The 24,378-nt window shown below is 68.4% G+C and carries 23 protein-coding genes and 3 pseudogenes; 16 read left to right on the top strand and 10 right to left on the bottom strand.

The window, feature by feature from the left end:
- Nucleotides 1–141: 141 nt before the first annotated feature.
- Complete coding sequence (locus ADL29_RS10590) at nt 142–1,197, bottom strand: PP2C family protein-serine/threonine phosphatase (protein WP_053923419.1); 1,056 nt, start codon at nt 1,195–1,197, stop codon at nt 142–144.
- A gap of 644 nt (nt 1,198–1,841) precedes the next feature.
- On the opposite strand from ADL29_RS10590, the gene ADL29_RS10595 reads away from it, so the two are divergent.
- Both ADL29_RS10595 and ADL29_RS45035 read left to right on the top strand, forming a co-directional pair.
- Nucleotides 1,842–2,225 (top strand): AQJ64_40280 family protein, encoded by a 384-nt coding sequence (locus ADL29_RS10595; protein WP_053923420.1) that lies wholly within the window; start codon nt 1,842–1,844, stop codon nt 2,223–2,225.
- Between the two features lie 27 nt (nt 2,226–2,252).
- A pseudogene (locus tag ADL29_RS45035) lies at nt 2,253–2,405 on the top strand (TetR/AcrR family transcriptional regulator); the annotation flags it as partial.
- Between the two features lie 77 nt (nt 2,406–2,482).
- Here ADL29_RS45035 and ADL29_RS10600 read toward each other — a convergent pair.
- Entirely contained in the window at nt 2,483–3,124 is a 642-nt protein-coding gene (locus ADL29_RS10600) for a cysteine hydrolase family protein (RefSeq protein ID WP_053923421.1), read from the bottom strand.
- Between the two features lie 85 nt (nt 3,125–3,209).
- Nucleotides 3,210–4,478 carry an MFS transporter gene (locus ADL29_RS10605; protein WP_053923422.1) on the bottom strand — a complete coding sequence of 423 codons (1,269 nt, stop codon included), beginning with the start codon at nt 4,476–4,478 and terminating at the stop codon, nt 3,210–3,212.
- Between the two features lie 134 nt (nt 4,479–4,612).
- Between ADL29_RS10605 and ADL29_RS10610 the strand changes: the two genes are divergently transcribed.
- Entirely contained in the window at nt 4,613–5,548 is a 936-nt protein-coding gene (locus tag ADL29_RS10610) for a LysR family transcriptional regulator (protein WP_053923423.1), read from the top strand.
- 193 nt (nt 5,549–5,741) lie between these two features.
- A pseudogene (locus tag ADL29_RS46500) lies at nt 5,742–6,047 on the top strand (AAA family ATPase); the annotation flags it as partial.
- On the opposite strand, the gene ADL29_RS45040 reads toward ADL29_RS46500, so the two are convergent.
- The 3 genes and pseudogenes from ADL29_RS45040 to ADL29_RS10625 all read right to left on the bottom strand — a co-directional run bounded on the left by ADL29_RS45040 (nt 5,965) and on the right by ADL29_RS10625 (nt 8,303).
- Entirely contained in the window at nt 5,965–6,498 is a 534-nt protein-coding gene (locus tag ADL29_RS45040) for a DUF1877 family protein (protein ID WP_425424217.1), read from the bottom strand. The pseudogene ADL29_RS46500 and the gene ADL29_RS45040 overlap by 83 nt on opposite strands.
- Nucleotides 6,495–7,305, bottom strand: a pseudogene (locus ADL29_RS10620) (transposase family protein). The gene ADL29_RS45040 and the pseudogene ADL29_RS10620 overlap by 4 nt, the downstream one beginning before the upstream one ends.
- A gap of 260 nt (nt 7,306–7,565) precedes the next feature.
- The gene (locus tag ADL29_RS10625; protein WP_053923425.1) at nt 7,566–8,303 is read right to left on the bottom strand and encodes an alpha/beta fold hydrolase; all 738 of its coding nucleotides are present in this window, start codon (nt 8,301–8,303) and stop codon (nt 7,566–7,568) included.
- 418 nt (nt 8,304–8,721) lie between these two features.
- Between ADL29_RS10625 and ADL29_RS10630 the strand changes: the two genes are divergently transcribed.
- Nucleotides 8,722–10,335 carry an FAD-dependent monooxygenase gene (locus ADL29_RS10630; RefSeq protein ID WP_245689293.1) on the top strand — a complete coding sequence of 538 codons (1,614 nt, stop codon included), beginning with the start codon at nt 8,722–8,724 and terminating at the stop codon, nt 10,333–10,335.
- A 138-nt stretch (nt 10,336–10,473) separates the two neighbouring features.
- Here ADL29_RS10630 and ADL29_RS10635 read toward each other — a convergent pair whose 3' ends face one another.
- Complete coding sequence (locus ADL29_RS10635; RefSeq protein WP_053923426.1) at nt 10,474–11,748, bottom strand: pyridoxal phosphate-dependent aminotransferase; 1,275 nt, start codon at nt 11,746–11,748, stop codon at nt 10,474–10,476.
- Nucleotides 11,749–12,046: 298 nt separating this feature from the next.
- Here ADL29_RS10635 and ADL29_RS10640 point away from each other — a divergent pair, with 298 nt between their 5' ends.
- Nucleotides 12,047–13,009, top strand: a complete 963-nt coding sequence (locus tag ADL29_RS10640) for a LysR family transcriptional regulator (protein ID WP_053923427.1) — start codon at nt 12,047–12,049, stop codon at nt 13,007–13,009.
- Nucleotides 13,010–13,208: 199 nt separating this feature from the next.
- Here ADL29_RS10640 and ADL29_RS10645 read toward each other — a convergent pair whose 3' ends face one another.
- On the bottom strand, nt 13,209–13,697 hold the full coding sequence (locus ADL29_RS10645) for a hypothetical protein (protein ID WP_053923428.1): 489 nt from the start codon (nt 13,695–13,697) through the stop codon (nt 13,209–13,211).
- A 468-nt stretch (nt 13,698–14,165) separates the two neighbouring features.
- Here ADL29_RS10645 and ADL29_RS43385 point away from each other — a divergent pair, with 468 nt between their 5' ends.
- The gene (locus tag ADL29_RS43385) at nt 14,166–14,309 is read left to right on the top strand and encodes a hypothetical protein (protein ID WP_157878441.1); all 144 of its coding nucleotides are present in this window, start codon (nt 14,166–14,168) and stop codon (nt 14,307–14,309) included.
- Nucleotides 14,310–14,361: 52 nt separating this feature from the next.
- Nucleotides 14,362–15,570 (top strand): PP2C family protein-serine/threonine phosphatase, encoded by a 1,209-nt coding sequence (locus tag ADL29_RS10650; protein ID WP_211274281.1) that lies wholly within the window; start codon nt 14,362–14,364, stop codon nt 15,568–15,570.
- 297 nt (nt 15,571–15,867) lie between these two features.
- Here ADL29_RS10650 and ADL29_RS10655 read toward each other — a convergent pair whose 3' ends face one another.
- Both ADL29_RS10655 and ADL29_RS10665 read right to left on the bottom strand, forming a co-directional pair.
- Complete coding sequence (locus ADL29_RS10655) at nt 15,868–16,485, bottom strand: TOPRIM nucleotidyl transferase/hydrolase domain-containing protein (RefSeq protein WP_053923429.1); 618 nt, start codon at nt 16,483–16,485, stop codon at nt 15,868–15,870.
- 1,551 nt (nt 16,486–18,036) lie between these two features.
- Nucleotides 18,037–18,315: a hypothetical protein gene (locus tag ADL29_RS10665; RefSeq protein ID WP_053923430.1), complete on the bottom strand. Its 279-nt coding sequence runs from the start codon at nt 18,313–18,315 to the stop codon at nt 18,037–18,039.
- Nucleotides 18,316–18,415: 100 nt separating this feature from the next.
- Here ADL29_RS10665 and ADL29_RS10670 point away from each other — a divergent pair, with 100 nt between their 5' ends.
- The 8 genes from ADL29_RS10670 to ADL29_RS10705 all read left to right on the top strand — a co-directional run bounded on the left by ADL29_RS10670 (nt 18,416) and on the right by ADL29_RS10705 (nt 24,357).
- Nucleotides 18,416–18,889 carry a MarR family winged helix-turn-helix transcriptional regulator gene (locus ADL29_RS10670; protein ID WP_078970885.1) on the top strand — a complete coding sequence of 158 codons (474 nt, stop codon included), beginning with the start codon at nt 18,416–18,418 and terminating at the stop codon, nt 18,887–18,889.
- A gap of 933 nt (nt 18,890–19,822) precedes the next feature.
- A complete protein-coding gene (locus ADL29_RS10675) occupies nt 19,823–20,320 on the top strand; it encodes an anthrone oxygenase family protein (RefSeq protein WP_053923432.1) in 498 nt (165 codons plus the stop codon).
- Nucleotides 20,321–20,423: 103 nt separating this feature from the next.
- Nucleotides 20,424–21,380, top strand: coding sequence for an IS481 family transposase (locus tag ADL29_RS10680; protein ID WP_053923433.1), 957 nt, complete (start codon nt 20,424–20,426; stop codon nt 21,378–21,380).
- Nucleotides 21,381–21,522: 142 nt separating this feature from the next.
- Complete coding sequence (locus ADL29_RS10685; RefSeq protein ID WP_053923434.1) at nt 21,523–21,876, top strand: PadR family transcriptional regulator; 354 nt, start codon at nt 21,523–21,525, stop codon at nt 21,874–21,876.
- 13 nt (nt 21,877–21,889) lie between these two features.
- On the top strand, nt 21,890–22,504 hold the full coding sequence (locus tag ADL29_RS10690) for an HAAS signaling domain-containing protein (RefSeq protein WP_053923435.1): 615 nt from the start codon (nt 21,890–21,892) through the stop codon (nt 22,502–22,504).
- A 154-nt stretch (nt 22,505–22,658) separates the two neighbouring features.
- Nucleotides 22,659–22,913 carry a PLD nuclease N-terminal domain-containing protein gene (locus tag ADL29_RS10695; RefSeq protein ID WP_053923436.1) on the top strand — a complete coding sequence of 85 codons (255 nt, stop codon included), beginning with the start codon at nt 22,659–22,661 and terminating at the stop codon, nt 22,911–22,913.
- A 239-nt stretch (nt 22,914–23,152) separates the two neighbouring features.
- Nucleotides 23,153–23,296: a hypothetical protein gene (locus tag ADL29_RS45045; RefSeq protein WP_245689295.1), complete on the top strand. Its 144-nt coding sequence runs from the start codon at nt 23,153–23,155 to the stop codon at nt 23,294–23,296.
- Between the two features lie 458 nt (nt 23,297–23,754).
- Nucleotides 23,755–24,357 carry a peptidoglycan-binding protein gene (locus ADL29_RS10705; RefSeq protein WP_053923437.1) on the top strand — a complete coding sequence of 201 codons (603 nt, stop codon included), beginning with the start codon at nt 23,755–23,757 and terminating at the stop codon, nt 24,355–24,357.
- Nucleotides 24,358–24,378: the final 21 nt, after the last annotated feature.

The following is a 24,378-nucleotide window of genomic DNA, read 5'->3' on the forward strand; positions in this document are numbered from 1 at the left end:
GCAGAGCACGCCGATGGGAATCCAGTGGGCAGCGCGTACCTCCTGTACCACTACGACCGTTGGATCATTTTTGATCATTGATTCGGGCATGGCGAATTCGCTGTGCAGTCGCTCTGCATCACCGCCGGTGGATGATCCGGGCTAAGCAGGCTGATCCCTCTGGCCGTCAAGCGGTTCCGGGGAGGAGCGGCGCACGGCGAGGGCGGCGATGTCGTCGTCGAGGCGTCCTCTGCTGTGGTGGAGGAGGTCGTGGTGAAGAGCGTCGAGCAGTTCGCCGGGGCACCCCGGGGGCTGCCGGTGCAACCAGGCCGCCACCGGGAAGAACTCGCCGTCGCGGTCGCGAGCCTCGGCGACACCGTCGGTATAGAGCAGCAGCAGGTCGCCAGGGGCGAAGCCGAAGGTGTCGATGTTGTAGTGACCACCGATCAGCTCCGCGAGGTTGAGAAGCGGCGAGGGAACGGTGGGCTCCAGGGCGTGGACTTCCCCGCGGTTCAGGAGCAGCGGCGGGGGATGGCCGCAGTTGAGGATTCCGATACTGCCGCCCCCGTGTGGGATCTCGGCGATAAGGGCGGTGGCGAAGCGCTCCATCAGGCCCTCGGGGGCAAAGGCGGCGTTGTAACGGGTACTGCTGGCCTCCAGGCGACGGGCGACGTTGACCAGGTCGGCCTCGTCGTAGGCCGCCTCCCGGAAGGAGTTGACCATCGCCGCGGCCGAGCCCACCGCCGGCAGGCCCTTGCCCCGCACATCGCCGATGAGCAGCCGGACGCCGTACTTCGTGTCGACCACCTCGTAGAAGTCGCCGCCGATACTGGCCTCCGCCGCGGCCGCGAGATACAGCGCCTCGATCTCGATGCCCCCGAAGCGGCGCGGCATCGGGCTCAGGACCACCTGCTGCGCCGCGTCGGCGACGAGCCGGACCTGGAACAGGGTCTGCTCCCGCCGGAGCCGGACATGACTTCCGTACGCGGCCGCCACGGTGACCGCGACGATCCCCGCCGCCGTCCACCACGTCCCCAGGCCGGGGAACGCGATGCCGAGTCCGATCATGAGAAGGAGGCAGACCGTCCCCAGCAGGACGGTGGGGATCACCGGCCACATGGCGGCGGCGAGGGCCGGTGCTGCGGGCAGGAGCCGGCTGAAGGCCAGTTCTGGGGGAGTGGCGTACGCCAGGCTGGCGATGACAACGGTCAGGATCACCGGAGACAGCAGAGTCAGTGGCCCCCGTCCGCGGCGCTGACGGAGGTGCAGCCGTCCAGGCTTGATCACATTTCGCAGGATATCCACGCACAGCGAACATGGCGCTCAGGTGAGCCGAAGTCGGCCGCCTGCGCCCGGACGGTGCACTCTGCTGGGCGATGGCGCCGAGGCCGAGCAGGCGCTCGCCACGGCACGCCGGGACCGCGGTCGGCGGGCCGCTGATCGCGATGTCAGGAGGGCACGACAGACCGCACCCTCAAGGAATCAGGACCTCGGATCAGGACCTCGGATCAGGACCTCGGATCAGGACCTCGGATCAGGACCTCGGATCAGGACCTCGACGGACGGGCGAAGTCCGCCGGACCCCACGCGTGGTGCGGTTCTTGGGCCGGTCGGTGGCCCGGCCGTCGGGAATGCGCTGACCGCGTCGTACCTGTGATCCGCTGATCCGCCATGGGCGGAGGGCGGAGGCCGGAGGGGGAGCGAGGCGGGCGCGGATTGTTTGGTGCCGTGCTCGTTCCGGCTCGAGCAACCTTCGCGAGCGCCGGGTGGTCTTGCCAGATGCCGGGGTCGGGGCAGTGCTCTTGCCGAGCGCCGGCACAGGGGCAGAAGACGACTTGCCGAGTGCCTGGGTGAGGGTGGGAATGACGAATCTGAATACCGTGGTGACATGGGTCGACGCGCGCGAGAGGCTGCCTCGGAGCGGTACACCGGTGGCAGCAGCGATCACGGGCCGGTATCCGGCTGACGGTGCCACTGAGTCCGATACGGCGGTGGGTGAGGAATTCTGGCTGGTGCGGCCGATGGTGTTCACGACTCTGCACTGGAGCGAGGACGGAGCAGAGCACAGAGACTGCTTCGTCGACTCCGACGGGGTGGTGCGTTTGCCCTACGGCCTTCCCGGCGATGAAACCGTGACTCACTGGGCTGAGCTGCCCACCCTGCCGGGCGGGTTGACGCACGGCGTTCTTGGGGAAGACGTGCCGTCAGCTCTCCAGAATGCCTGGGGCGCTCGTCCCCGCACCTGACCCACAGCCTGCTCGGACGGACGTCACCTGCGCGGCCAACGCTTCCACGCCGCCGCGCGCGCCCTGCTCCGCGACGGGCCGAGCGCGCCGACCGGCCGGGCGGTCACCACGGAGGCGGGCTGCGCCAAGGGCGTCCTGCGCCGGCACTTCGCCGACGGCCTGGCCTGGCCTGCGGAGATGCAAGGTCGAGTAAGACGCCGAAGCGCCGTCGTCCCACCGCCGACGGCGCACCTCCTCCCAGCAGCTTCTGAGCCGGCTCAGCCGGGGGCCAGTACGGAGCGGAACTCCTCTGCAGTGGTGAGCAGCGCATCGCCCGCGAAGCGCAGCGCAGACAGTGAACGCTCGGCGGCCTCCGTGTCGCCGCCGCCACAGGCATCGGTGACGACAACCGGGATGTAGCCCAGGTCGGCCGCATGGCGGACGGTGGGTTCGATTCCGATCTCGAGGGCGACACCGATGACGACGACAGTGGTGATCCCGCAGTCGCGCAGTGCGATGTCGAGCCAGGTGCCCTCGAACGCCGACATGGTGATTTTGTCGATCACGACCTCGCGACTCGTGGGCTGCATTTCGGGGATGAGCTGCGTCTGCGCGGCATCCGGCGGGAACGGTGACACCACATCAGCTGCCCGCTCGGCGTGCTGCCAGGCACGCCACATGCGCAACTGCGAGACGCCCATGAGTTCCGGGGGGAGCGTGACGTGTCGCAGGAAGAACGTACGGATTTCCGCGGCCCGGGCTGCCTGCACCACCTCGACGGCGTGGCCGATGACACGATCACGCTCGCTGATCTGTTCCAGGATGCCGGCCTGCATGTCGTAGACCAGCAGCGCCATGCGTCGGGGATCGCACGCCTCCTTCGGCGAACGCGGAACAAACAGGCCGTATCGCTCATCCACGGGCGCGACGCTACCTCAGCCCTCCTTGACCGGAACGTCTCCAGGCGCGCGGAACGGCACGGGGCATCGCGCGACTGGCGGCCCGTCAGGTGCGGCTCGGTGCCGGCTCCGGCTCGGAGAGCTGCGCTGCCGCGCGACGGGGGAGCAGCAACGGGGTCGCCAGCAGGAGCACGCCGGCCAGGCCGATGGCCGTACGCGGGCCGAGCAAGCCGCCCAGCACGCCCCAGGCGGCCGTCAGGAGCGCGGTCGAAGCCTTGGTCGTCACCGCCCAGGCGGACAGTGTGCGGGAGACCCGGTCGGTCGGGGTGCGCTCGAGGCGGTAGGTGGTGTAGACGGGGTTGAAGACCCCGCAGCAGAAGATCAGCCCGAGCTCGACGCCCATCACCAGCATCAGCCCTCCGGTGCCCGGCCCCAGGAAGGCCAGGCCGACCGGCCAGAGCGCGCGCAGCGCCCCGACCACGACCAGGACCTGGTGCTGCCCGAACCGGGTGACGAGCGGCCGGGCCAGCCACGAACCGAGCAGCCCGCCGATCGAGGGCGCGGCGAAGGCGAGGCCGTACTGCCACAGTGAGAACCCGAATCGGCCGAGCATCAGGACGGCCAGCAGCGGCTGCGTGGCCATCACCAGGCCGTTGAACAAGGCGGTGTTGAAGAACAGCGGACGCAGCGTCGCGTCGGCGAGGATGTAGCGCCAACCGTCGAGCAGGTCCCGGGCCCGCATGCGCGCGGCCTCCCGGCGCTCGGGCCGCGGCTCATGCCCGCCCGTCGCGCGGATGCCCACGGCCGAGAGCAGGTAGCTGACCGCGTCGGCCACCACCGTCGCCACCGGACCGAGGAGCCCGATCGCGGCGCCGCCCAGCGGTGGTCCGATGATCGTGGTCGTCCAGGTCGTGGACTCGAACCGGGCGTTGGCGACGAGCAGGTCCTCGGCCGGCAGCAGCGTCTTCAGGTACGCGCCGGAGGCGGCGCGGAAGGTGATGTCGGCCGCCGCGACGACGACCGAGACCAGCAGGAGCTGAAGGAAGGTGAGCACGCCGAGCGCGAACGCGGCAGGGATCGTCAGCAGCGCCGCGAACCGCACCAGGTCCATCGCGATCAGCACCGGCCGCTTGCGGCGGAACTCCACCCATGGGCCGAGCGGCACCGCCACGGCCGCGCCCACCGCCGCCCCCACGGAGGACAACGCCGCGACCTCCGCCGGTCCGGCGTGCAGCACCTGGATGGCGATCAGCGGGAACGCGCCGAAGGCGAGCCATGTGCCGAGCGCGCTGGTCCCGTACGCTCCCCAGAGCCACCCGAACTGCCGCCCCAGCCGATGTCCGAGCAGCTGTCCCAGCCGGTGTCCGCTCCTCATGTCCGACGCCCCTCCCGACTCGCCCGCACAACCGATTCGCGATCGGAAGCATCAAAGCGGGCGCCATGCCCGGGGATCAAACAACCGCATGGCCACCCAGGCACAACCAATGGTTGTGCCCATAGGGTGCCCGCATGGACCTCGACACCGTCCGGACCTTCGTCGCCGCCGCCGATGCGGGGCAGTTTCAGGAGGCCGCCGCCGAGCTGGCGGTCACCCAGCAGGCCGTCTCCAAGCGCATCGCCGCGCTGGAGCGCAACCTCGGCGTGCGGCTGTTCACCCGCACCGCGCGCGGCGCCGAGCTCACCATCGACGGGCAGGCGTTCCTGCCCCACGCGCGCGAGCTGCTGCGCGTCGCCGAGCGCGCGGTCGCCTCCGTACGCCCCGGCCGCCGCCCGCTACGCGTCGACGTGATCGCCTCGCGCGGCGCGGCGTCGGGCCTGATGCGCGGCTTCCACCGCGCGCACCCCGAGATCGACCTCGACGTGGTGATGCTGCTCGACATCGAGACGGCCGTCACCGCCATCCGGTCCGGTGCGATCGACGCATCCTTCCGCGCCGTCGCCGCGCCCGGCCGGCCCCTTCCCGAGGACATCGAGTCCGTCCGGGTGCTCGACGAGCCGCTCCAGCTCCTCACCGGCCCCGCCCACGCGCTCGCGGGCGCTCGGTCGGTGCCCCTCGCTCAGCTCGCCGGGCACCGGATCTGGATGCCCGGCATCGTCCCCGGTACCGAGTGGGCCGCCTACTACGACGACCTCGTCGCCGAGTTCGGCCTCACCATCGAGGCGACCGGCCCCAACTTCGGCTCCGACGCGCTCCTCGACACCGTCGCCGACACCCCGGCCCTGGCCACCTTCATGGGCGAGCACACCCGCCTCGTCTGGCCCGCCGACCACGGCCTGCGCCGCATCCCGGTGACCGACCCGACGCCCGTCTACCCGCACTCACTCCTCTGGCACCGCGACAACCCCCACCCCGCGCTGGTCACCCTCCGCGCCCACCTCGCCGCCACAACCGTCGGCCACGACGCGGCCGGGACCTGGGCGCCGGGCTGGGTGATTCCGCGCTGAACGCCGCCCCGTCTGCATGCGGTCGACGGTGCCGCAGCTCACCCGGTAATCCCCTTGACGGAATTTTTCTATTCCGGCGCTTGGATCTATCTCATCGCGCCTGGATAAGCTCTCCTCTCGAATTGCCCGTCAGTACAATGAGCTCCCATTGTCGACCCAAGATGCAGACGGCACTTCGCAATTCGGCGGACTTGTGCTGCTCGGTGGACCACCTGGATCCGGAAAGTCCACCGTTGCGGAGAAGCTGGCCGCGACGGCTGAAAAGCCAACCGTCCACATACCCGCCGACACGTTTTACGTATGGATCCGCTCCGGTTTCCTTCCGCCCTATCTTCCGGAGGCGACGCGCCAGAATGAGGTCGTCCGGAACGTCATGATCGACGCTGCCTGCGCATACGCGAATGGCGGCTATGACGTCATCCTCGACGGAATCCTGGGCCCATGGATGCTCGAATCGTTCCGCGCCGCCCGCCAGAAAAACGGACTCGCTCTCTCCTGCGTCGTCCTGCGGCCAAGCCTGGATGTGGTTGCCTGTCGTAGCCGGACGGGTAGACGTCGTCTGCGTCCATCGCTTCCTCGTCGGCGAAGTCCGCCAAGGCGTCGAAGTCCAGCCCTGCGAGGAAGTCCGCGGCTCGGACGACCTCTTCGGCGGTCAGTAGCCCCGGCGGGGCGTAGTCGAATGGCTGCTCTTCCAGGAACGGAGTGCCCATCACCGGGTCGACCGGGCAGCCCGAGGCGGTGAGCAGCCATTGGAGGGCGCTCCATGCCTTGTCCAGCGACAAGACGGCCCGGAACTTCTCGCCTTCGCGCATCTCCGGGCGTGGCCAGGCCTGACCGGCGACGGCTGCCCGTGCGGTCTCTGGTTCCATGCGCATCAATTCCATGTAGATCCCCATGGGCGCACAGCATGCCGGAAGAGCGGGCGGACGAAGACCGGCAGCGGAGGTCATTTCCAGCGACCGTTGAGGACAAGGGCGGCGCGGGCGATGTCGCCGATGCGGCTCGGGCTGAGCGTGACGTGCTTGAGCGCGCGCCAGCGTTCCTTGAGCTCGGCGGCGGCGCGCTCGCCGAGGGCTCGAAGGTCTCTGATCAGGGTGTTCGTGGTGTGCGTGTCGGCATGTAGGGCTTGTTCGGACCAGCCCTTGGGGCGGCGGACCGGCACGTAGATGCCGATGCCCGCACCTATGTAGCCCTTGTCCGCCAGCGTGGGCAGACCCTGGGCGGCGGCTTTGTAGAGCGCCGGCAGGGCGTGGATGCGGGCGGCGGTGATGTCCGGCGTCGATCCCGGCTCGACGTCGGAGACCCACAGCGGAGCGCCGTCCGGCCCGGACAGGAACTGCACGTTGCCGCAGAAGGCCTTGTGTTTCTGGCTGAACCACAAGTCATTGCCATTCTCGCGGACTCCGGCGACGCGATCGGATTCGATCAGCGTGCCGTCCAGGATCACGTGCAATCATGCCCTCGCGATGACACCGGGTCAGGACTTCGTGCAGATCCGGGCCCTGGTCGGCGAGAACATCGATGCCCTCGTGCAGGTAGCGGTAGCCGGTGGCCTGCGCGACGCCGGCATCGCGGGCCAGGCAATGCACGCACCCGCGCTCGCGGAACCAGCGCAGCACCAGCACCGCCTGTCGGAATGGCCCCAGGGCCCGCGAGCCGCGCGGGGTGCCGATCCGGCGCCGATGCGCGACAAGAAGGCGGGCGAGGAACTCGACGATGTGGGGCGGGACGTCGAGAGTGGCAGCATAGGTGACCAACGTGAAGCCTCTGGTTCAGCGGACGATCTTGTGGTGAGAACCGTCCTACCAGGGGCTTCACGCCTGTGGGCTCGCGGGCACCCCTCGTCCCTTTCCTGCTTATCCGCCCGTCTCACACTGCTTCGTGAAGATCATTTCGCTGAGAAAACCTCAGTGCCCGACGGGTCGTACGGATGGCCTGGCGATTCCTGGTGATTCCTGGCGTGAACCGCGCGGCTGCGAGGAATTTCGGGGCGGGATACCGGTGAGCGGAGCCCGGGTCAGCGGGCGATCTCGTCCAGCAGTGATGCCAGTCCGGTCGGTCGGGAGAACATCGGCCAGTGCCCGGTCGGCAGGTGGTGCAGGTCCATTCCGGCCATCGGCTTGAAGACGGGGTTGCCGCTGTCGGCCAGTGTGCGCACCTGTTCGGGAGTGAATGTCGCGGCGATCACCGAGCAGGGCGTGTACGGCGGCACCATGGGACGGTCCAGGGGGCGGGTGGCGGTCGCGAACGGCTGAGGTGTGGCCAACTCGGCTATGCGCGCGAGGTGTTCGCTGGTGAGTCCTGCCAGGTTGTCCGGGTCCGCTGCCGGGTCGAACGGCGGTACCGGCAGTTGCCAGCCATCTCCCTCCTCCGCGACCTGCTTGCGCCACTCCTCCTGTGTCTGGGGCTTGTTGAAGTCGATCACGGCCATGCCGTCGGGCAACGGTCCGGCGTCCACATACACGATCCGTGCGATCCGCTCCGGGATGCGGTCCCCGGCGCCGGCAACCGGCAGGTTTGCTCCACTGTGCCCGACCAGCACCACATCCCGCAGACCGTTGTCTTCGACGAGGCGGACGATGTCCTCTATATGCGTGCAGACATCCACGTCGGGGGTGGCCTCGGCTGCCCGGTCCGCCAGGCCGGTCAGCGTGAGCGGGTAGACGTCATGTCCCGCCGCCTTCAACTCCGGTGTCACTTCCTCCCATGCCCACGCTCCGAGCCAGAACCCGGGAACCAGAACGATGTCTGCCATGGCGCACCCCATTTCGTACGTGTCCTGCTGCGTTGGGCGCCAGGCTAGGCCGGGAGGCGGACACCTACCGTCCTAGATCGGGAGTGGCAGCCGGTGTTTCCCCAGTGATCAGGGCCCTCTGGGAGATCACGCTGATGACGGACGGACGGACGGCGAGGCTCTGGCGGTCACTGTCTCGCACCTCGACGGCGTAGGTGGTGCCGGTGCTGCCACCGGCTTGAGGCGAACGAAGACCGGAAGCGGTCGCCGGGCACCTACCTGGGCGCGTTCGGGTGTACGCCGACGCGCGGACATTGCGGTCGGCTGCCGGGTGCGGATGATGGACCGCATGGCGGTTCAGGTCATCGCCGAAGGTGCCGAGCTCGGCTATGACACGCCGGTCGCCGGGTGTCGGTCGCCTGACTGTGACAGTCACCGAGTGCCCCGCCGTACCCAGGGTGAGCAGGAGGACTTCGATATGCCCGGAGCCATCACCGAGACGGACGTATTGATCGTCGGTGGCGGGCCGGTCGGGCTCGCCGCCCGAGCGCTCCTGCAACGCTGGGGCGTGCGGGTATTGCTGGTCGAGAAACACCGCGAGTTGTCACCCTTTCCACGGTCCCGGCTGGTCAATGTGCGTTCGATGGAGATCTTTCGTCAGCTCGGGCTGGCTGCCAGGATCACCGCCGCCGCGTTCGCACCGGAGTACGGCCGGATCCGCTTCCGCGACACCCTCTACGATCGCGACTTCGCCACCGCGGCGATGGTCGGCGTGAACGCGCCGGTGCCCGAGAGCCCCGTGGTCGGCGTGCTCACCTCGCAGGACCGGTTGGAACCCGCCCTGCTCGCCGCAGCGGACGCACAGGTGCGGTTCGGGGCCGAGCTGATCGATCTGGCCGAAGAAACGGACAGCGTCGTGGCCCTGCTCGTCGACCGTCACAGCGGTGACGAGACGTGTGTCCGTGCCCGTTACGTACTCGCCGCCGACGGCGCGAACTCCACCGTCCGGCAACTGCTGGGAATCGCCACCACGGGCCCTGGTTCATTGGGGGGCGTCACCACCGTCGTGTTCGACGCCGATCTCAACCGCTGGTGCGCCCAACAGCCCGCCGGGGTCTACTTCACCGCGCACGGCTCATTCCTCCCGCTCTACCCGGAAGGAGGCTGGGCCTGGTTCGCCCCCACGCCCGAAGAGCCTGCGCGCGCCGACTGGTCCGGCCTCGTCTCGCACGCCCTCGGCCCCGGCGCCGAGGCACGGGTCGAGGTGCTGCGCGTTCAGCACTGGGCGATGAACGCGTTCGTCGCCGAACGCTTCCGCCATGGCCGGATCCTGCTGGTTGGCGATGCCGTGCACGCGATCCCCATCATCGGTGGCCTGGGCATGAACGCCGGCGTCGCCGACGTGCACAACCTGTGCTGGAAGCTGGCGGGCGTTCTCCACGGGTGGGCCGGACCAGGCCTGTTGGAGACCTACGAGACAGAACGGCAACCGGTCGCCCACCAGACGCTCCGCCAAGCAGTGGCCAACACCCAACTTCTGCTCCAGGTGCAAAACCGGCGCCGCGACCAGCTCCAAACCGGCGAAGCGGCGCCGGCCCGGATCGAACTGCCTTGGTCGGAGGAGTACTTCGCCCAACTCGGTCTCGTGCTCGGCGTCTCCTACCACTCCGACGCCGTCCTCAGCGACAACGCCACCCCACCCGAGCCGTCCGGCAGCAGCACGGACTACGTCCCCACCACAGAGCCAGGCCATCGCATGCCACACCTCTGGCTCACACCCAACAGCTCCACGCTCGACACCTTCGGCGAATGGTTCACCCTCCTGGCCCCAGACCCCGCCCACTGGGAGCAACAACCCACCGCCACCCCCACCTGGCCGCTGCACATCGAGCCCCTTCCGCACGAGTACCTCGACCTCTGCGGCCTCCACCTGCACGGAGCACTGCTCGTCCGGCCCGACGGCCACATCGCCGCCCGCTGGCGCGACCGCCCACCGAGCGACGCCACCCTCCGCCACGCCCTCACCACCCTCACCCACTCCACGCGCCCCTGATGGCCCAGCATCCAATGACGCCCACCGTTGCCCATTCCACGGCACCGAGCCACTGTCGCGTCGCTGTCTCTTCGTGGGCGTCGCGATGAGGTGCGCTTCTGACGCAGGTAGGCGGCAACGCGCTGGTAACTGCCCGGCTCAGCGCGTGACGTTGAGGATTTCGCCCAGTGCGCTGCTCAGGCGGTGAAGGGCGGGTGCGATCCAGGGCAGGGTCTGTGGTTCCTCCGTGGTCAGCGCCGTGTGACGCTGCTGCGGGGTGGCGCCGTAGAGGAGGCTGGTGGCGACCCTGAGGGTCAGGGCGGCGTCCGGTTCGCCGAACGCGCTGCCGGGCAAGGTGGCGATGCCGTGCCGGTCGAGCAGGGTGGTGGCCAGGTCGGTGCCGGTGGTGATGCCCTGGGTGCGCAGGGCTTCACGGGCGGGGGCGAAGTCGGGGTAGAGGTAGAAGCCTGCCTGAGGTGGGCGGCAGTGTGCTCCTGCTGCCGCCAGCCGGGTGTGTACGTCGGCGGCGATGCAGGCGTGCAGACGACGGGCGGCTGCGATGTGTGCGGTGACGTCCGGCGGGTCGCTCAGGGCGTGGGTGGCCACGGCTTGCATGGGTGCGGCCAGGCTGGACCAGATTTCGCTGGCGATCCCGGTCACCTCCTGCTGCAGGCGCCGCCCCCAGCGGCCCGCTGGGGTGCGCACGAGGCCGATGCGCCAACCGCCCAGGGCCAGGGACTTGCTCAGCCCGGTCGTGACGACTGTGCGGTCGGGCAGGTGCTGCACCGGGCTGGGGGCGGTGCCGTGGTGGCTCAGCTCGGCGTAGATCTCGTCGCTGATGAGGGCAAGACCGTGGCGCTCGGCGATGGCGCAGACCGCCTTGACGTGCTCGGTGGGTGCGATGGTGCCGGTCGGGTTGTCCGGGATGGTGAGGATCAGCACGCCAGGTCGGGCCCCGTCCGCTTTGGCTTGCCGCAGCGCCTGATCCAGCAGATCGGGGTCGGGGATGCCGCCGGCCTCGGACGGGACGGGTACGGAGATGACGCGACGGCCGAACAGCGCGGCCTGGGCTGCGTAGGAGACCCACGCGGGGCAGGGCAGTACCACGTCACCGCCGATCGCGGCCAACAGGGCGAAGAGCAAGGGCTTGCTGCCCGGGGCGAACAGGATGTGCTCCGGTTCGGTGGGCAGCCCGCGCCGGACGAACCAGCCCGCTGCGGCGGTCCGGGCGTGTGGTGAGCCGGCGACCGAGCCGTATCCGTTGCGCAGGTGGGCGTCGGCGAGTGCCTCGGCCAGACCAGGGGCGACCGGTAGTCCGGCCTCCCCGAATCCCAGGTGCAGCACATCGTGCCCGGCTTCGCGGCGGGCCCGAACGGCGTCATCGATGGCAAGGGCGGCGGAATGTACGGAACATGCGGAATGTGTTGTGGTCATGGGAACGTCCTTGCTCGGCGCTCAGCTGGAGCGACGGGTGAGCGGCTGGGGGAGCGTGCGGAGTTCGGCCGCGCTCCTGCCGGCGTGGGTGCACTCAGCCCCCCAGCGCGGTGTGAGCGGTGACGACTCGGGAAAGGGCCGCGGTGATGCAGAAAACCATCGGTTCTGTCTTCTCGCTTCTCGCTTCTCGCTTCTCGCGTCGTGGGGCCGCGGCAGGTTCCGGAGCCGTGTCCAGCGTGCCCGAGGAGTAGCATCAGCCAACAGCGCAAAAACGCGACCAGGGGCTTAAGGAAAACTGATGCTGGACCTACGGCGGTTGGAGATCCTCCGTCGTTTTGCCGCCTTGGGCACCATCACTGCCACGGCCGACGAACTGGGATATTCGCCATCGGCGATCTCCCAGCAACTGGCCACACTGGAGCGGGAAGCCGGCATCGCATTGATCGAGCGCACCGCCCAGCGCGCGAGTCTGACCGACGCGGGACGCGAACTGGCTGAGCACGCCGCACACATCCTCGCCGCCGCCGAAACGGCCCACAGTCGTATGCGTGCCCGCGCCGGCACCATCAGCGGACGAGTGACCATCAGCTGCATCCCGGCCTTGGCCCCCGCTCTCGCTCCCCACCTGGCCACGCTCCAACGCCTGCACCCCGAGTTGAGCGTCGTTGCTCACGAGACCGGCTCGACCGCCGCCGCAGCAGCCGTCCTGGACCGACGCTACGACCTGGCCGTCATCGACGACTGGTCCGAGCACCGACCGGTCGAGGACGCCGGCCTGTCCGTCCACCGTCTGCGCCGCGAGGACATCGTCCTGGCGCTTCCCACGGACCATCCGCTCGCCGAGCAGTCCGGTCCCGTCACCGCCGCACGGCTGCGAGAGACCGTCCACCACCAGACCTGGCTGTGCGCCCCCGTCGGGCAACTCTCCCGAGCCGCGGGCGACCAGCGCCTGGCCGCCGTCAACGCCAGCCCCGTACGGCGCTGGGAATTCGCAGGACTCCACGTTCTCGCCCTGCTCGTCGCCACCGGTGCCGGTGTGGCGCTCCTGCCCGCCGGCATCGCCCATGGCCAAGCGGGCGTCACCGGAGTGCGACTGGCCCCCCGCATGCAGCGCACTATCCTGGCGCTCACGCGGCCCACCACCCACGAGGACCCGGCCATCGCAGCCTGCCTCCACGTGATCCGAGAGGCCCTGAGCAGTCAACAGTCAACAGCCAACTACTCGGCCGTAAAGCCGGCCCCGGGCAGCGCCGCGAGTTGACGGTCATGGTCTGGCATCGCGACTGGGACGTCCGGCGGCATTCCCCGGGGCCGGGCGGCGCGGCGGGCCGAGCTGGCGGGCGGCAGGGTGCGTGGGATGCCCGCCGACCCTCCTCACGTGGAGTTGAGCCTGGTGGGAGCCGCTCGCGCTCCCAAGGAAGCCCGGGATGTCGGCTTCACCCCTTCACTCCTTCACCCCTTCACCCCTCTCTGACGATCTCACCGTCCTTGATCATGAGCAGTTTGGTGATGCCGGCATCCTCGTAGAAGCGCTCGAATCCAACGTAGTGGGCGTAGCCGTAGTCGTAGTCGGCATGGGTTGCGAGCCAGCCGAGCAGCTGGTCGACGTAATCGAAGTCGTCGGGATGCAGTGCCTGACGCGTCGTCAGTGCCCAGCCGGGACGCGGATCTTCTCGCCGAGCCAGCCCCGAGACCGCCGCCCCACCGATCCTCCAGGCCGGGCCCTGCTGGGCCCACACCGGATACGGAGTGTTCTCCAGCCTGAACTCGCCCTTGTCGTCCAGCGCCGGCCCGGCGTCGTCGAGCACGACCTCGGGAAACTCCGTGATGATGCAGAGCCGTTCAGGCTGCGGTCCGAGGCCGAGATGCCAGCGGAGCTCGGCAACCTCGTCCTCCGACAGATCGTCTCTGAGGTCGAGGGTGAGAAGGAAGTCGTATGCGTCGGCCATTCCAGGAGGGTAACTTCAGCGGCTGACAACCGGCCCAGGCGCGGGCCGGCTGACCGATCGGTCACCACTGCCAGGCATACAACAACCAAGCTCAGCCAGCCTTTGCAAAAGAGCCAGACGTTCGGCTCGGCGGCGAGGAGGTTCCGGACCCTTTGCTGGTGCGGCTGCTGATGACGGGGCGATGCGAGTCTCCAGGGCGTACATCAGTGGAGCCCACGGGGGAAGGGACGGTCGCCCTCATCGACGCCATCCACCGGGCGCTCACCTCCGCCCACCCACCGGCCCGCTCGGCCTGGCTGCCGCACACCGCCTCGCCGGTACCGCCTGACGAGGCGGTGACACAGCTCTCCGTGACGAGTCCGGCAACCGGCTCGGCGGTGGGCAGGACGTGGCTGGCGCCGCGGCGGGCGGAGGACCGGTTACCGTTCACCGTTCCGGCGCCCGGCCGGAACCGGCCGGAACCGGCCGGTGCTGCAGGCGGCGCTGCAGGCGGTGCTGATCCAGGCCGGTGTGCCGCTCGTCCCCGGGGACCGCGGGGCGGCCCGGCGCATCGCCGAACCAGGCACCCTGGTCGTCGACCCGGTCGTGGCCTGGCTGAGCGGGCGCCGCTGAGGTGAGAGGCGCCGTGATCGGTGTGAGACTGGGTGCGGAAGGGGTGATCCCCGTGCCGGACCCATCGCAGGCACCCGCCGATCCCGGCGCCGCCGTCGACGAGAGACGGCTGGAAGAGCTGATCACCGAGGCGCAGATCGTCCTCCCGGTGGATCTGTCCGCACTGGCGAACCGGTGCGCCTCGGCCCTCGGCCTGAACACAGCGCTGATCTACCTCGTCGACCTGCAGCAATGGCTGCTCGTCCCGCTCGACGAGTCCCTGGAACCGGTGCCGGTGGACGCCTCAGAGGCCGGCTGGGCATACCGCACGGTCTCCCCGCGGGTGATGGACAACGGCGACGGTATGGTCGTCTGGCTGCCGCTGGTCGACGGTGTGGAGCGGCTGGGGGTGCTGGCCGTGCAGACCGCCACACTGGACGGGTCGCGGATGCGCCGCAGCCGGATGCTGGCCGATCTGCTCGCGATGGTCGTCACCTCCAAGCGCACCTACAGCGACTGGATCGTCGCTCGCACCCGCACCGCGACCATGCAACTGCCCGCCGAGATGCTGCGGGCCTTCCTGCCGCCCCGCACCATCGGCAGCAAGCAGTGCGTCTCGACCGCGGTACTGGAGCCGGCGTACGACGTCGGCGGCGACGCCTTCGACCACGCGGTGGTCAAGCATGTTCTGCACACCATGATCCTCGACGCCATGGGCCACGATCTGTCCTCCGGTCTGACCACCTCGGTGGCCATGGCCGGCGCGCGGAACGCCCGCCGCAGCGGCGCCGACCTGCCCGACCTCGTCGGCAACGTCGACCGTGCGCTCGCCCAGTGGCTGCCCGACCACTTCTCCACCGGTGTGGTGTGTCGGCTCGACGCCAGCACCGGGGAGTTGCGCTGGATCAATTGCGGGCACCCGCCACCGCTGCTGATCCGTGCCGAGCGGGTGCTCGACGGGGCGCTGGACAGCCCCCCGCAGCCGCCGATCGGCCTGCACCTCGAACTCGCCTCGGCCACCCGGCAGGTCCACGAAACCAAACTCGAACCGGGCGACCGCGTCCTGCTCTACACCGACGGTGTGGTCGAGGCGCGCGACGGGAACGGCGTCGAGTTCGGCCTCGCCCGGTTCACGGACTTCATCATCCGCGCCTCCGCCGAAGGCCAGCGCCCGGCCGAGGTGCTGCGGCTGCTCATCCACGCCATCCTCGACTACCAGCACAACGACCTGCGGGACGACGCCACCATCCTGCTCTTCGAATGGCACCCGCAGCCCCCGTGAGGGCTCCCCCACCCCCTCACACCCCGCAAACCGCCTCGAGGTGCGGACAGCTCGAACTCGCGGTCCCGGACACGGAGGCAGGTCTCCTCGAGGCGACCGTGACGGTCGTCCGGCGCGTGCGCGCGACCGATGCCGCAGCCGCTGGCCACCGAGCCTCACACGGCCGTCCGGGGAGCACTCGCAGTCGGGCCCGAAGAGCCTGGGCCAAGCCTCGCACGCCTCCCGGCTTCTCCGTGCGTCCCAGAACGTCCCCGCGATCGCCCGAGTTCTTCTGCCGAAACTGCCGTCGCTCAGCGGTCAGAGGCTGGCGAGCAGGCCGTCGAGTGGGGCGGGTACGCGGTTGGGGTCGAGGGCCTCGACGAGGACGCGACCGTAGTGGATCTTGCGCCCTTTCTTCGTGCCGAGGAAGCGCCGCAACTGCTGCGGTGACGAGCGGCCCCGCTGTGCAGGCTGGCGCAGGAAGGTCTGCAGAGGGCGCAGGTCGCCCTCCGCCCGGACGAGCTCCTCCACCCGCGTCACGCCCAGCGCGCGGATGAGCTCGTCTTCCAGATCCGCCGCGCAGACGAAGAACGTTGGCTGTGCTGCACCGGCCCGCTCCAACGCGCGGGCGTAGTAGCGACGCTCCGCCTCGTCACACAGCCCTGTGAGCCGGAGGCCCAGGCCGGGGGGCCCGAGGAGACGGGCGAAGCGCCCGACGCTCATCGCACCGCCCATCGGCAGGATGCAGACTCCTTCGGCCGCCAGATTCCGACCGCGGCGCGCGGCCAGTGCGCTGACCGCTGCGGCGTCGCTCAACCCTTCGAGAAGGACTGCTGCCCGGACGGGCAGTTGCGCAGCCAGCTCACGCGCGGGCCCCCCGGGGCCACCGGCCGCCCACGCGATGACCGCCTCCCGGAACGCCCCCATGTCAGCCATGCCACGAGTCTCCGCCCTTTCCGGCCACCACGGTAGCGAATTTCCGCCAGCGTCGGTCAGTGGCGAGCAGCCGGGCCCAGCGGTCCGAACGAGGAGGAAGCCGCGGCCAGGGGCAGGCAGAGGTGGCCACGAAGATGATTGCCGCCGGTACCTCTTTCCCTCTGCCCCGCCGCAGGCGATGAATTCCTCGTTGAGTTGAGGAGTGAGGTGTACAGCAGGCACTGTCGGGGTGGGCAGTTGGGGCGGGTGGCGTCGGAGAGTTGGGCAAGCCGGATTTTTTCTTGCCCAGGTGGGTGGTGAGGCGGAACGAGGGGGGACCCAGGCACCTTCCATGCGGTCGGTGCCGGCCATCCTGCCGACGGGGTTCTCGCCGATGTCCTGAGAAGCCATCCGCGTTCCGGTCAGTGGAGTGGCTGGTCGAACGGGGGGTCGATTCGGGCAATCGCGACGGCGGTGCATGATGGCAGGACCTGCTGGTAGCTCGGTGATGCGAGTCAGGTCGAGCTTCCGGAGGCCTGTTGTCGCAGTCTTGCGTGAGCGTGTCCGCACTGGTGAGCAGACTGCATCTGACCGCATAGGCCTCGCGCGCGTGCTGGGGTCAACTGCGCTGAGGAATAGGGCCGTTGCATACTAGATCCGCACGCGTCGGCACGGGATCGGACGCTGAATGGTCCGCACTGCCGTACCCATGGCGTTGACGATTGTCCTTGTGATAATTGGCCTGTTGCATTTCATCTGGGCGTTCTCCACCTGGCCGATGACGTTCCGCTGGCCCTCTGGTGGGACGGCGAGGCGGTGTGGCTGTTCACCCGCGACACCAACCCGACCGGGCGCAACCTGTGTGTCTCGGGTCGGCTCCGGCGCTGCTTCGGCCACAGTCGGGACGTGGTCCTGGTCCACGGCACCGCGTGCACGCTGACTGGCGAGGAGCTTCCGGCCGAGGTGGCGGCATCTGGCTGGCCAGGACGAGCCGACTTCCATGTCGTCGGCCGTGAGTAAGGCTTGCCTACAGCAGACGCGGGGGAGTGAGGGGACGTTGCTTGTGCCGCGCCTTCAGTCGGGCGTCTCTCAACTCTCGTACATCCGCCGATAGTTGCTCCTACCAAAGGAACGAGGTGGTGAGGAAGCTGCCCTGCCTCTCTGAGGGTGGATGAGTCTCACTGACCTGGGCGTCGGGGGCAGCCCCCCATCTCACCTTCAGTGACTGCTGTCGAGGGCGGGGGCACCAGACTCGGGTAACTGTCGTTCCGTTCCATGTGGCTTGTCTCATGGCATCCGTGATGGTTGGGCGACGAGGTGACGGCATGTCGGGTTCGAGTCGCGGCTGGAGCACGATCACACGATCTTGATGGACTTCGATCCGCAGTCGTGCGGTTCGCCTCGCAGTCGTTCTGGCTCTTCTGGCTGTTTGGCTGTTTTGGCGCGATGAGACATCAGGCGGCGGGCGGTCGCACGGCGGTTCAAGCCGGGACCGCCGGCCGTTCGTCATATCCCCGCGCCCTACGGCAAACACCTCTCACCGGTGAGTGAGCAGGGGCTCAGCCTCCGAGCCTACGCGGCGTCGGCGAGGATCCGTCCCACCACGGGGGAGCGGGGCTCGAAGACATCGAGGAGGCCGATCGTGCGCAGGACGGGGGCGAGTTCCCGCAACTCCGTGACGAGGGCCGCGTACTCGGGGGCGTCCTCGGTGAGGCTGTCGAGTCGTACGGCGTTGGCGATGAATGCGGCCACCGAACCCTTGCGGACGACACGCCCGTTGATCGCCGTCGAGTCGACGCCGGCGGGCAGAAGGTCTTCGGGGCGTACGGCCGGCTGATGCGTAGGGGACATAGCGCAGTCCTTTACATGTAAACGTGCTGAATACACGTGCTTTCTGCACGCATAGGTCACGCTAGCAGGACTCCGTGCTTTTTGCACGTACCATCGAAGGGTGAGTGAACCAACCCGTGACAGCACTTCCGCCGCCCGCGTGGCCGCAGCCATCGGCGCCCTGACCCTGCGAGCCACCCGTGCCGGGCTCTACGACCGGCTGACCTCGGGGGTGGAGGGCGTGGATGCCACGACCTACCCGGTACTGTCCGGGCTCGACCGCATCGGGCCCGCCACGGCCACCAGACTCGCCGAGGCGATCGGCATGGACCGCACCGTCACCACCCGCTATGCGACCCGGCTACAGGAAGCCGGGCTCATCGCCCGCCGCCCCGACCCGTCCGATGCCCGCGCCACTCGGCTAGCCCTCACCGCGGACGGAGAGCGAGCCGTCCTGGCCCTGCGCGACGCGATGCAGTCATTCCTGGCCGAGGAAATGGCCACCTGGCCACCCGGCGAGGCCGCCACCTTCGCTCTGCACCTCGAACGTCTGACGGAAGCCCTCGCGTATCCCGACACGAGCCGTACGTCCTGAGGTGGCCAGGGCTCCGCGGGACGACGATCAAGCGGGAGTGCCTGGCACATGGCCGGGCCAGGGGAGCGGCGTCGGCGTGCGGGGGTGGCCATGGATCCGTCGTGGCACTCCAGGCAGATGCGGAGGGTGCGTGCAGCGGAAGACAGAGGAAACACCGCCGGGAGCAGGAGAGGCAGTGTTGGCGCGCCTCCGTGGCCTTGATAGTCCTGTTGGTCCTGTTAGTCCGCCCCGGGGTGCGGTCGCCCTGTCGGCCGGCCAGGACAAGGTGTCGGACGTCGTGTTCGCTGACGAGATGGCGGCTGACCAGTCGACCGAGGGTGCCAAGTTCTCCGGTGCCGAGAACGCTCGAACGGCAGATAGACGACGCCCGGGTGGTTGGCACAGACGCGTGCGCTGTCACGGATGCCGGTCTTGCCCATCTCGATGAAGCGGCCGCCCGGTCGCCGCACAGAAGGCGCCTTCGAAATCGAGGCGTTGTCCGGGAGAAGACCGACAGCCGGGCCGCCCGCCTCCGCAAAGGCTCATGCGGCGGACAGCCACTCGTCTTCGACGAAGAGCGCTACACGAAGCGCAACACCGTCGAGCCAACCACCAACAAACTCAAACAGTCCCGGTCCGTCGCTACCCGATACGACAAGCCGCTGCTACATCTTCCTCGGCACCGCAACGGCATCAACCCTGGTTGTCTGGCGCCGGACGTGATCGCTGTGACAAGTCCTGGCGAGGACTTGCTCCGGTGCCACAGTGGCGAGTTCCCGCAGCTGCTGATGGTTGAGAACAGATGGTTCTGAATGCCAGAAGTGCACGATCTTGGACTTCTGGCGGATACCCGGCCACCCTTGAAGCCAGCCCCGGCTCCCGGCCCATTGCCTATCGGGGCCCACCCCAGGGCCAACTCATCCGCCCCAAGCCAACGCACCGGAGCCGACGAACATGCGCATCAGACTCGTCCATGGATTCGCCCTGCTCTCCACCGGCCTCCTCGCCGGCGCGTTCGGCTACGGCGCCGCTAATCTCGTCCCCACCTTCAACGCCGTACCGCTTGAGATGCGGCTGTCATTCCACGCCGAACTGATGAAGATGAACGGCATCACCATGCAGGCAGCGATGGGCGCGTCGATCCTTAGTTCCCTGACCCTCGCCGTCCTGGCAGCGGGCCGCAACCGACTGCTCGCGGGTGCGGCAGGTCTGCTGGCCCTCGCATCCTTCCTGATAACCCGGTTCGGCAACGTGCCGATCAACGGACGGATCAAGCAGTGGGCGCTCACCTCGGCCCCGGCCGATCACGCGGAGATCCTGCGGCGCTGGGAACTGTTCAACAACATGCGCACGTTCGCCGCCTTCGTTGCCTTTGTACTACTGATTGTCCTCGCTGGCGACGGACTGCGATCGGTCGCCCGCTCCGTACATGGCCGGGCGGACGGGTCCTAGGTGTATTGATCACGAGCGTTGTTAACAGCCGCTGGGTCTTGATCAATGGCGAAGACCTCCGGTGTGGTGGAGCTGTCTATGACTGCACCGCACGGAGGTCTTCGTGTCCCACCGTAATGCCCGACTGACCGTCTTCGGCAGGCGGCTGCTGGTTGATCGTGTCCGTTCCGGCCGTCCGATCGCGCATGTCGCGGCAGAGATGGGCATATCCCGCACCACAGCGCACAAATGGCTGCGACGGTTCGTGGCCGAGGGCGAACCTGGATTGCGGGACAGGTCCAGCCGGCCCCACACGACGCCGCACCGGACCCCGGCCGACACCGAGACCCGGGTGTGCCGACTGCGGCAGGACCGCAAGCTCGGCCCAGCCCGTATCGGCCCGATCCTGGGCCTGCCCTCTTCGACCGTCCACCGCATTCTGACCCGCCACGGTCTGCACCGGCTCACGTTCATGGACCGGCCCACGGGGCAGGTCATCCGCCGTTACGAACGCGACCGACCCGGCGAGCTGGTCCACGTCGACGTGAAGAAGCTCGGCCGTATCCCGGACGGCGGCGGCCACAAGGTGCTGGGCCGCCGGGCCGGCCGGGCCACTCGCGACGGGAGGGGCTTCGACTACGTCCACTCCGCCGTCGATGACCACACCCGCCTCGCCTACAGCGAGATCCACAGCGACGAAAAGGTCGCGACCTGTGCGGGCTTCCTCGCCCGCGCGGCCGCGTTCTTCCACGCACACGGCATCGAACGGATCGAACGGGTACTGACCGACAACGCCTGGGCCTACCGCAAGGGCCTGGCCTGGAAGCAAGCCCTCATCCAGATCGGCGCCACCGGCAAGCTGACCCGCGCCTACCGCCCCCAGACGAACGGCAAGGTCGAACGCTTCAACCGCACCCTGCTCGAAGAACGGGCCTACTTGCGGCCCTACACCAGCAATGACGAACGCACCGCAGCCTTGGACGGCTTCCTCCACACCTACAACTACCATCGCTGCCACACCGCACTCGCAGGCCAGCCACCCATCACCCACGTGAACAACGCTCCAGGTCAATACACCTAGGGCCTGTCCGACGGGTCGCTGTGCCGTCGGCTCTATGTCCCGGAACGAGGGCTACCCACGCTGCGAGCCGAGGTCCGACCGAATCACGGGCGCACCAACATCACCTTTGGGCTTCCAGGAATAACCAGGTACTGTGCAATGCATGGAACCTGACATCGCAGGGAAGCCTGCCGCAAGCAAGGCGGAGAGCCAGCTCCGCAAGGGGGTGCTGGAGTACTGCGTGCTTGCGATCCTGCGGGACGGCCCGCGCTATGGCGTGGAGCTGCTCGAAACCCTCGGCGCGGTGAACGGCATGGTCACGAGCCAGGGGACCATCTACCCCTTGCTGTCGCGGCTGCGCCGTGACGGACTGGTGGAGACCCACTGGCAGGAGTCCCCCAGCGGGCCCCCGCGGCGCTACTACGAGCTGACGCCGTCGGGACATGCGGCGCTGAAGGAGTTCACCGCCATCTGGCCGCACTTCCGTGACGCGGTCGACCACTTCATCACCGACTGACAGGAGAGCCACCATGACGATCATCGAGCACCCGCTGGTGGAGAAGTACCTGGCCGCCGTGGCGCGGGAGGCGGCCGGACTCAGCCCGGAACGCCGCAACGAGCTGCTGGCCGACCTGGAGGAGCACATCGCCGTAGCCCTCGCGGAGGCTTCCGCCTCCGGCGACGACGAGATCCGCGCCGTGCTCGCACGCCTCGGCGACCCGCGCACCATCGCGGCGACCGCACTCGGCGATGAGCCCCCCGCGCCGCAGAGTCCGGGGCTGGCTGTGGTGCGCGCTGTGGTGCGCGCCCTCGCCGTACTGATGCTGCTGGGGATGGCCAGCCTCCTGGCGTTCTCCGCCATGCCCGCTCTGGGCGGCATCCCCCTGGTCGGCGCGCTCTGGTGCCTCTGGGCCGGGCCGCAGTGGTGCAAGCGGGACAAGGTGATCGGAACGGCGACCGCCCTCGTGCCGCTGCTGTTCGTGGTGACGCAGTCGGTGATCGCCGCAAACGGGCTGCACCTCGGCCTCGGAGATGCATTCATCCCGGTCAGCCTGGCCGCGCTGGCGCTCCCGACCGCCGCCGGCGCCTATCTGCTGTGGTCCGCGGTGCGCCCGCTGCTGGGCTCCACGGTGCGCGAGGCGTGACAGGGCTTACCTGCTGCCGATTGGTACGGCCGCGGTCCTCATGGCGGGGGCCTGACCAGGACACCATCGGCGTCCCCGAACAGCCGGACCGCCATCGACCGAGGCCGCCCGACCGGGCGCTGCCAGAACGCCCCACCACCAAGAGGAATGAACGATGCAGGCACAACTCGCACACCAGCTGGCCCTGGCCCCTACCGGCACGATCGTGATCGCCTGCGCCGGAGCTGCTGTGGTCGCCGCCGCTCTCGCGTTGTACTTCGGCGCCCTGCTCGGCATCGTCAGGTCCGACCTCACCACAGGGATGAAGCTGGTCTGGTTCGCCTTCACCCTCATGGCCCCGTTCCTCGGGAGCCTGCTCTGGTTCCTCATCGGTCGCCGCGACGCCCAGCGCCGGCCGGGCCTCGCCTGATTCCAAAAGCGCGCCATCGCCGTCTTCGCGATCAGGTAGTCACTGGGCCGATGCGGTGGCATGGCCCGGTTCGGGGGTCTGATCACGCCGCCCGCCACACCGTTCGTGTGCGAGACGGGCGCACCACTACGGCGGTTCATAGAAAGGGTGGAGGCATGGCCAAACCTGTTCGCGCGGCTCTCGGAGGCGTGTGGATCAAGTGCACCTTCTGTCAGGGTGACCTGTTCAGGGACCGTTAGGTGAAGCTCAACAGCTCCGGCATGGAGTTCATGAACTGGGGTTGGGCGAACGAGTCGGCAACCGGCCTGATCTGCTGGAACTGCGGCTATGTGCATCTGTTCGTAAACCGGGATCTCGAACTGTACAAACAGAAGAAGGGCTGAGTTCCCTCTGGCCAAGAGGCCCTGCAGATACAGCCCGCCCTTGGCCCCCTGATCACGCCGCACCCACGGCGCCCTCATACAGCCAGCGAACTACCGAACACCAACCGCGACAAGACCGGATAACAAAGCGCTGCCAGCACTCCGATTGCCCCCTCTCTGACATTGTCATACGGTCGAAGTGACTGATATTTTGCGCCTTACAGAGCCGCCTGGCTCTCCATGGAAGCGTAGCTAACAGGTGCCTAATCTGATATCGGCATACGTGTCAATTACGGGAAGCTCGCAGCCGGAATTTCAGCCTTCACCCCCAAAAGCGCAGGTATCCCTTTCCGGTAATATCTCCTCCCGGGCCGAGAATTCCGGCCAACACCCGGTTGCTCGATCAGACACCGTAATGCGCCGCGTGGATATGGCTCCTCATCGGCGAGTTGGAAGTTAGAAGGGGGTAGGGAATGAGAATGAACCTGACCGAGCTGCGCGCCCTCGCCACACAGGCAGGGTTCGCGGGCGGCGACATCAAAATTGCGGCCGCCGTCGCCATGGCAGAATCCGCAGGCGACCCCGCCGCTGTCGGGGACGAGGGTCTGGCCGACAACAAGTGGGGACCATCCTTCGGCCTCTTCCAGATACGCTCCCTCCGGCACCCAAAGCAGTTCACCCCACCGGACACGCTCAGGGTCGCCGAAAAGCTCAAGGATCCGCTCTACAACACCAAGACTGCAAAGGCCATTAAGGACGCACACGGCTGGAACCAATGGTCCACGTTCAAGAACGGGGCTTACCGGCAGCACATGGATGGCGGCCCCGCCAACTTCGAGCCGTTCCCTGGTGCGTCGTTCTTCCACACCGGACAGAAATCACCGATCATCGCCGCAATGCACCAGCGGCTCGTCGCCGAAGACTGCAACCGGTACGAGTCGAGTGCCAACGCCGACATATGGGGACCGGGGGATGTGAGGTCCTACGCCGCTTGGCAGGAGAAGCTCCGCTTCGAAGGCGATGATGCCAACGGCGTCCCCGGCAAGAGCAGTTGGGACAGACTGCACGTCCCCAACGTCTGACTGACCTCGGCCTGGAGAGGT

Origin of the sequence: Streptomyces chattanoogensis (genome assembly GCF_001294335.1) — a bacterium.
Classification (GTDB): domain Bacteria; phylum Actinomycetota; class Actinomycetes; order Streptomycetales; family Streptomycetaceae; genus Streptomyces; species Streptomyces chattanoogensis.